At 45.5% G+C, this 7,985-nt stretch carries 7 protein-coding genes and 1 pseudogene; 3 read left to right on the top strand and 5 right to left on the bottom strand.

Annotated elements, in window-relative coordinates; genetic code table 11:
• Nucleotides 1-102 precede the first annotated feature (102 nt).
• Complete coding sequence (locus DDT91_RS02965) at nt 103-330, bottom strand: hypothetical protein (RefSeq protein ID WP_187174642.1); 228 nt, start codon at nt 328-330, stop codon at nt 103-105.
• Between the two features lie 151 nt (nt 331-481).
• Here DDT91_RS02965 and DDT91_RS02960 point away from each other — a divergent pair, with 151 nt between their 5' ends.
• Together DDT91_RS02960 and DDT91_RS02955 are read left to right on the top strand one after the other, a co-directional pair.
• Complete coding sequence (locus tag DDT91_RS02960) at nt 482-1,582, top strand: VWA domain-containing protein (RefSeq protein ID WP_187174641.1); 1,101 nt, start codon at nt 482-484, stop codon at nt 1,580-1,582.
• A gap of 2 nt (nt 1,583-1,584) precedes the next feature.
• The gene (locus DDT91_RS02955) at nt 1,585-3,111 is read left to right on the top strand and encodes a magnesium chelatase (RefSeq protein ID WP_187174640.1); all 1,527 of its coding nucleotides are present in this window, start codon (nt 1,585-1,587) and stop codon (nt 3,109-3,111) included.
• A 62-nt stretch (nt 3,112-3,173) separates the two neighbouring features.
• Here DDT91_RS02955 and DDT91_RS02950 read toward each other — a convergent pair.
• Both DDT91_RS02950 and DDT91_RS02945 read right to left on the bottom strand, forming a co-directional pair.
• Nucleotides 3,174-3,527, bottom strand: a pseudogene (locus DDT91_RS02950) (GxxExxY protein); the annotation flags it as partial.
• A gap of 150 nt (nt 3,528-3,677) precedes the next feature.
• Nucleotides 3,678-4,040: a DUF1304 domain-containing protein gene (locus tag DDT91_RS02945; RefSeq protein ID WP_187174639.1), complete on the bottom strand. Its 363-nt coding sequence runs from the start codon at nt 4,038-4,040 to the stop codon at nt 3,678-3,680.
• A gap of 154 nt (nt 4,041-4,194) precedes the next feature.
• Between DDT91_RS02945 and DDT91_RS02940 the strand changes: the two genes are divergently transcribed.
• The gene (locus DDT91_RS02940; RefSeq protein ID WP_187174638.1) at nt 4,195-5,571 is read left to right on the top strand and encodes a tRNA/rRNA cytosine-C5-methylase; all 1,377 of its coding nucleotides are present in this window, start codon (nt 4,195-4,197) and stop codon (nt 5,569-5,571) included.
• 5 nt (nt 5,572-5,576) lie between these two features.
• Here the strand turns inward: DDT91_RS02940 and DDT91_RS02935 are convergent, their stop codons facing one another.
• Nucleotides 5,577-6,782, bottom strand: coding sequence for a hypothetical protein (locus tag DDT91_RS02935; RefSeq protein ID WP_187174637.1), 1,206 nt, complete (start codon nt 6,780-6,782; stop codon nt 5,577-5,579).
• 18 nt (nt 6,783-6,800) lie between these two features.
• On the bottom strand, nt 6,801-7,934 hold the full coding sequence (locus DDT91_RS02930; protein WP_187174636.1) for a P1 family peptidase: 1,134 nt from the start codon (nt 7,932-7,934) through the stop codon (nt 6,801-6,803).
• Nucleotides 7,935-7,985: the final 51 nt, after the last annotated feature.

Raw genomic sequence — 7,985 nt, 5'->3', positions numbered from 1 at the left:
CACACTTATCGGGACGCTACCAGAAAACCTGATTTTCTCCTGTTTTGTCATCTTTGCAATTTAAAAAATCGTTTCAAAAGTTAAAATTGAATCAGCTGCTTGTCAGTCCTTTCTGTGCAAATCCTCCCGATCCTGATACCACTGCTCCTCAAAGGTCTCTTCGATTTTCACTGGTGCGGCTAAAACCGCCCACACCATCCACAAGATCAAAAATGGCCCTGCCAAAAAAATCGCCCAAATCAATACCTGCGCGATATTAAACTGAATCAAAGTGACAAACAGGATCAACACTCCTGTCACGATCCCAACAGCGCTGTGATAGTTTTGCATCTTTTCCCCGGTTTTTCTGAGGAATACTAAACTCAGTTGCCCTCCACTTTGTTAATCCCTCAACAAATCCAGTTATCAGCTACCTGATACTAGATACCAGCTACTTGCTACTAAAATCTTGTGTCTTGCATCTCACGTCTAGCGTCCAAAAATGAAAGGTTTCCGATTTACCCAATATGTCCCACCCCAAGACCCGGAGAAAAATACCTTCGAAAATCTGCTGAATATTTTCCTTCAGCTCGTTACCATGACGGGAGGAGATGTGGCTGAGGCGCTCAGTTGGCTGACCAATCTGGACAAGCGCTACAACCTCACCAATCCCAACTACGGCATCGGCGACTTCATCGAGGACCTCAAATCCAAGGGCTACTTGACCGAGGAAAACCAAAAGGGCGAGCTCAAAATCACCGGAAAAGCCGAGCAGACGATTCGTAAATCCGCTTTGGAAGAAATCTTTGGCAAACTCAAGCGAGGCAAATCCGGTCAACACAAAACCACCCATTCCGGAACCGGAGATGAGCGAGGTACCGACCGTCGGGCCTTCGAATTTGGAGACAATCTGGATCAGATCGCATTAACCGATTCCCTTCGAAATGCCCAAGCTAATCACGGCCTTTCGGGCGATTACCTGCTCACGGAGGATGATTTGGAAGTCATGGAAAATGAAGTCAGATCGCAAACCTCCACGGTGCTGATGATCGATATTTCCCACTCGATGATCCTCTATGGGGAAGACCGGATCACCCCTGCAAAAAAAGTCGCCATGGCTTTGGCCGAACTGATCAAGACCCGCTATCCCAAGGATACGCTCGATGTGATTGTCTTCGGAAATGATGCTTGGCAGATCGAAATCAAGGATTTGCCTTACCTCCAAGTCGGTCCTTACCATACCAATACCGTTGCCGGACTCGAGCTTGCCATGGATTTGCTTCGAAGAAGAAAAAATCCCAACAAGCAGATCTTCATGATCACGGATGGCAAGCCTACTTGCCTCAAAGTCGGGATCAAATACTACAAAAATGCCTTTGGCATCGACAGCAAAATCCTTGCGGAAACGCTCAAACTCGCTGCCCAATGCCGAAAATTGAAAATTCCTGTGACGACCTTTATGATCGCCTCGGACCCCTACCTCAAAGAATTTGTGAAAGAGTTTACCAAAGTCAACAACGGCAATGCCTACTACAGCAGCCTGAAGGGATTGGGTGACCTCATTTTTGAAGATTATAGACGAAACCGCACCAAACGCTTCTAAGCATGGACTACCAAAAACTCACCGGACACCAACTCTTACAGATCAAGACCCTCGGCCAGCTCAAGGCTTCAGGATATCAACCCAAATCCATCAAAGAAGAACTCCGTGACAATCTGATTCAAAAGATCAAAGCCAAAGAAAATGTCTTTGCCGGCATTTGGGGCTATGAGGATACGGTCATACCCGACATCGAGCGAGCGATTCTTTCCCGTCACAACATCAACTTGCTCGGTTTACGCGGTCAGGCCAAAACCCGAATCGCGCGGATGATGACGCATCTGCTGGATGAATACGTCCCTGTATTGGTTGGCTCGGAACTCAATGACGATCCGATTCATCCGCTCTCCTCTTTTGCCAAAAATCTGATCGAGGAAAAAGGTGACGACACACCGGTCTCCTGGCTTCATAGGGAGGATCGCTATGCAGAAAAATTGGCCACACCGGATGTTTCCGTGGCCGACTTGATCGGAGACGTGGATCCGATCAAAGCGGCGACGATGAAACTCAGCTACAACGATGAGCGGGTGATTCATTACGGATTGGTACCGCGTTCGCACCGATGCATTTTCGTGATCAATGAATTGCCGGACTTGCAAGCAAGGATTCAAGTGGCTTTGTTCAATATTTTGCAGGAAGGAGACATCCAAATCCGTGGGTTCAAGTTGAGACTTCCTTTGGACATCCAGTTTGTCTTCACTGCTAACCCGGAGGACTATACTAACCGGGGAAGCATCGTGACTCCGCTGAAAGACCGAATCGAGAGTCAGATCATCACCCACTATCCAAAATCCATCGAGATCGGCAAAAAAATCACCGCTCAGGAAGCCAACCTTGCTGGAAAGCCAGTAGACCAAATCCATGTACCTGAGTTGATGAAAGACCTGATCGAGCAGATTGCTATCGAGGCAAGAGGTTCTGAGTTTGTGGATGAGAAAAGCGGGGTTTCGGCACGATTGACGATTTCGGCCTATGAAAACCTGATTTCCGCTGCAGAAAGAAGACTTTACTTAAATGGAGAAAGCAACACCGTAGTTCGAATCGCCGACCTGATCGGCGTAATTCCGGCAATTACCGGAAAGGTTGAGTTGGTCTATGAAGGCGAACAGGAAGGTGCAGGTCTAGTCGCGTACAACCTGATTGGAAAAGCGATCCGTACCCAGTTTGTGAACTATTTCCCTTCTCCTGAACAAAAGAAAAAAGACAAAAACGGCAATCCTTACGTGATTCCTTTGGCTTGGTTTGGGGAAGGAAACGAGCTGGATATTTTGGCTTCCCAGTCTGATAAGGAATATAAAACCTTGCTTCACTCCGTTCCAGGACTGGAGGAAGTAGTCACCCAGATGGTGAAAAACCTACCGGAAAAAGAGAAGGAATTCTTCATGGAGTTTGCGCTACACGGTTTGGCTGAATATTCCCAATTGAGCAAAAAGCTTTTGGACACCGGACTTCAGTTTAAAGACCTATTCAGTTCCATGTTTGACATGGGTGCAGGGGATGAAGAGGACGACTTCGATGAGGATGACAATTAAAGAAAGGGGCGAAAGCCTCTTTTTTTCTTTGCAACGCGGAGGCGCAGAGAACGCGGAGAAAATTAAAGATTATTGACCACTCTCTTAAGACCATTAACTAATTTGACGGAATTAAAATTGATTAGTAACCCCAGTTTTAGGTTAGTGAGCTTAAGATAAGTGAGAATCTGAGCTATGTGAATATCAGCAAATTCTTCAACCGTTTTGATTTCAATTATTACTCTTTCCTCAACGAGGATATCGATTCGGTACCCTGCTTCTAATTGAAACCCTTTGTATGAAATAGGCAATGCAACTTGTGATTTAACATTTAATCCCCTTTGCCTTAATTCAAAAAGTAGGCAAGCTTCATAGCTACTTTCAAGCAGGCCAGGACCTAGATGTTTATGCACTTCAATTGTTGCACCGATTATCTGGGATGAAACTTCGTTCTCTGACTTAAAACAATACGATTAAAAAGACCCAAAATACTGGTTTTAAATTAGTTGAATTTTTTGAAGAAATGAATTAAAATTTAGTTTTTAAAATCCACTTTGCGTCCTCTGCGCCTCTGCGGTAAATCAAAATTAACCGATCAAAATCAACACAATCGCCACCAAAGCCGGCAAGCCCTGCACATAGAAGATCTTTTTACTTGCGGTAATCGCCCCAAAAATCCCTGCAATTAGCACGCAGGTCAGGAAAAACAGGGCGACTTTTTCTGCCCAAATCGGATCGGTGATCACCAAAGACCAGACCAATCCTGCCACCAAAAACCCATTATACAAACCCTGATTGGCGGCCATCACTTTGGTTTGGGGAAAAATTTCCGCAGGCATCTGCCGAAAAATCTTCCTCCCCGTGGTCTCCCAGGCAAACATCTCAAACCAAAGAAAATACAAATGAAGTGCGGCGATCATGCCGATGACAAGGTTAGTGAGGATTTCCATAGCAGCACGAGTTTAGGATTAAGTTACACATTTTTGGAGTGTTCGGTGGACAGTCTCAGTCTTCAGAATCATCCGGCCCCATTTTTGACTGGCCATCTCCCATGCTTCCAAACCTCCCTACTTCCTTCTGGGAACTGATCACTATCTTTACCGCATGTCCGACTTTCAACTGCCCAAAGACTTTGAGTCCCAAATGCGAGCCCTTTTGGGAGCGCAAGAATTCGAACTTTTTAAATCTGCAATTAACCAGAGCCCACGAACCTCCATCCGACTTAACTCGGAAAAACCATTTTCCCCTGCTTGGCCCAAAAGCCCGATTCCCTGGTCAGCTCAGGGTTATTTTTTGGAAGAACGTCCCAGCTTTACCCTCGATCCGGCCTTTCACGCAGGGGCCTATTACGTGCAGGAAGCATCGTCCATGTTTATCGAGCATGTCCTAACTAGTCTGGAAATCCCCCAAGGAGTTTACCTCGATCTAGCCGCCGCACCGGGAGGAAAAAGTACGCTGCTTTCCTCCTATTTGGGAAATGATGGAATGCTCGTAGCCAACGAAGTCATTCAATCCCGAGCTCAAATCCTCAAGGAAAATGCCATCAAATGGGGATTGGGAAATATCGTGGTGACCAACAACGATCCCGATCACTTTTCTGACTTGGAAGGGTTCTTCGATCTGGTCTTGGTCGATGCCCCATGTTCAGGTGAGGGCATGTTTCGCAAGGATCCTCAAGCAAGAGAGGAATGGTCCCTCGATCATGTAACACTCTGCTCTTCCAGACAAAAACGCATCATGGATCAGGCGGGAGCATTGGTCAAAGGTGGTGGCTATCTGATTTACTCTACCTGTACCTTCAACGAGCAGGAAAATGAGGAAATGATCCGATTTCTGACGGAAGAATTCGCCTTCGAGCCGATTCGTATTCCATTGGAAGAATCTTGGGGAATCATCGAAACAAGTGTGGATACTGAAGACGGAACATTTTTCGGTTATCGCTTTTTCCCACACAAAGTCGAAGGAGAAGGCTTTTTTATCACGGTGTTGAAGCGACCTGATTCTGCTTCCTCCCAAGAACCGGGACGAATCAAAGACTTCAAGCATCCTTTCCTGAAGGCATTGGGAGATCGGGAAAGTGAGGCTTTGGAGCAGGAATTGGGATTTGATGGGACGGGAAAATATTACCTCTTGAATGATTCCTTTTTCCGAATCAATCGAGAGTATTATCGCCATTTTGAGAAAATCGCACAGGCCCTCAGCCTTCGATACTTTGGTGTAGAATTGGGTAAAAAGCAGAAAAACGAGTGGATTCCCAGTCACGAGTGGGCGATTTCGATCTTGCCGAAAAATGGATTTTCACAAGTTGAACTCAGCCACGAGCAGGCTTTGGAGTTCCTGAGAAAAAACGACCAATCTTTTGATGATCTTCCCAAAGGCTGGATTCTGTTCACCTACCACAATTTGCCTTTGGGCTGGGGGAAAAATCTCGGAAATCGCCTCAATAACTATTATCCAAAGGAATGGCGCATTCGAATGTAAAAAGCTTATTTCTTCACAAATTCAAATCGAGCCCATTTTTTCCGATGCCGAAGTTCATTGCCTGTAGTCAAAAAAGGAGGTCTATATATCAGCTTTTCCACCCGCAATTCGTGGATGCCGGGATCTAGGTATGCAACTGGAATTTGCCCAAAAAGGGCCATTTGACCGGTATGACCAGCCCTTACTTTGGACCAATTCTGCACTTGAACGAGAGAGTCATTGAGGTATATTCGAAACTGATCTTGGTAGTCTTTGATGGTACTCCATTGGATCGTGTCCGTTGGCAAAAGGGCATTCATATTTACCGCTGAATATTCGTCTCGGATATATCGGGGTAAAAAAATGGGTAACATCTCCGAATCCACTGTTTTCTTGGTGGTCCAAACCCTGGCAAACCGTTTCTTTTCGGAATTGTATTCTTCAAAATAGATGCGATCATTCGGCCAGTCATATGCTGCCTCATCCAAATTGGAATTGATGTCAAAGTCAGAAAATCCTTTCAAATCCTGAGAAATGAAGGGTGCAGAAATAGCTACTAATACCACTGAGAAGGAGATAAAGAACCATTTTCCTAAGTGACTTTGGTATACCGCACCTATCGTTCCGCTCATACTTTTACCGATGCTGTCTTTTAGTCGGGATGATTTACCTGCAAAGGAAAAACCTGCCAAAATCACCATGGTGATCATAAAAATTAGATAAACCACCTGAAAGTCCAGGTTGAAAACCAAGTAAATACCTATCAAAAGGCATAAGTAAGTGGTGATGCTCAAGATTGGAATTGCCACTGAAATTGGAAACCCATAGAGCATGCTGCACCAGCGCTCCAGTTTGATCAGGTAGGTGTTTGGATGTGGATAATCTACGTCTTGGGAGTATTTAAACAGATTTTCTTTAATGACTCCTTCGGGAAATGCATAGGTAATTCCCAACATTCCTGCCCAGATAAAACGCATGACCAAGTGAATCACCAAAAAGATCTTAAACACGGTGACAATCATAGAAAAGTAGACTAAAATCAGCTGGGCGGGAATCTGTTCCAAACCATAATCCTGAATTAGGACTACTGAAATTTCAAATAATCGGGAGGGAATGATAAAAAGTACCGCCAGGGTAATACCTGAAATGATGACCTCCGGCTCCCAGCTGTTTTTTTGTAAATGTTCCAGCCAAGTGAGGTCCTGTTGTTTTTTGTCTGTCTGTTGTTCCATAAAAAAATGGATAAAAGGCTAATAATGAGATTTTTTCACCCATTCCAAAACTTTTTCTCTGGGCAGGGCCTCAATTTTTCGGTTTTCTTTTCCGACCATCGTTTCCGCAGCAAAAAGTGAGTTGATAATCGCCTCCTCAGTGGCTTCGATGACAGCCATAAACAGCGCCGTCATGTCTTCATTTCCAAGAAATTCCGCTTTTTGGAGTTGCTGGGATGGTATCGAATGCGGGATTCGAAGGCCTTCATGAGTAGAAAAAGCAATCACATAATCCCCTGACCCATTGGAAGCGATGCCACCTGTCTTGGCCAAGCCCATCATGGCCCGCTGCGCCATCCTTTCCAAGTTTCGCTCGAGGACCGGCGCATCGGTCGCCACCACAATCATGCAGCTGCCATCAGATTTTTCCAAGGCATCTTTGAACGGGTACTTCCCAAGCTTTTCACCTACTGGTACACCTGCGATTTGCAGATTTCCTCCAAAATTGGTCTGCACCAATATCCCAACGGTGTGGCCACCGAGACTTTCGGGAAGTCTTCTCGAAGCAGTTCCGATTCCTCCTTTCCATCCAAAACAAACCGTGCCTGTGCCCGCACCGACATTTCCTTCCTCGACTTGACCTGTTTTGGCGGATTGAATAGTCTGCACGACTTCCTCTGGAGAAATATGCATGCTCCGTATATCATTCAGGTAGCCGTCGTTGGTTTCGCCGACTACTGCATTGACCGATTGAACGAATTCATTTCCGGGTTGGCTGAGCGAATAGCGAACTACCCCTTCGATTCCGGCAGCGACGCTCAAGGTATTGGTGAGGATAATGGGAGATTCCAGATTTCCCAATTCCTGTACTTGTGTGACACCTGCAAGCTTGCCAAATCCATTACCCACAAAAATCGCCGCAGGGACTTTTTGCTGGAAGAGATTATCTCCATGAGGTAAAATGGCCGTAACTCCTGTGCGGATGTCTTGTCCCTCGATTTTGGTCAATTGACCTACTTTGACTCCAGGCACATCCGTGATAGAATTGAGTGGACCTATGGGTAAAATACCGAATGGTACCCCCAAATCGCGGGGGCGGGTTTGGGAAAAACTAGGATGCATCGTTAGGAAAAGAAGGGTTATGAGTAAACTCAATGCAGATGGGGATTTCATGCTGGCGAGACTAAATTTTCAATTTTCAAATCTTCCAATCTTCCAATAATA

It is taken from the genome of Algoriphagus sp. AK58, from assembly GCF_014324365.1.
In the GTDB taxonomy this organism is placed as follows: Bacteria; Bacteroidota; Bacteroidia; order Cytophagales; family Cyclobacteriaceae; genus Algoriphagus.
Note: the sequence above shows the minus strand (reverse complement) of the source record. Positions and strands in the feature narration are given on the sequence as shown.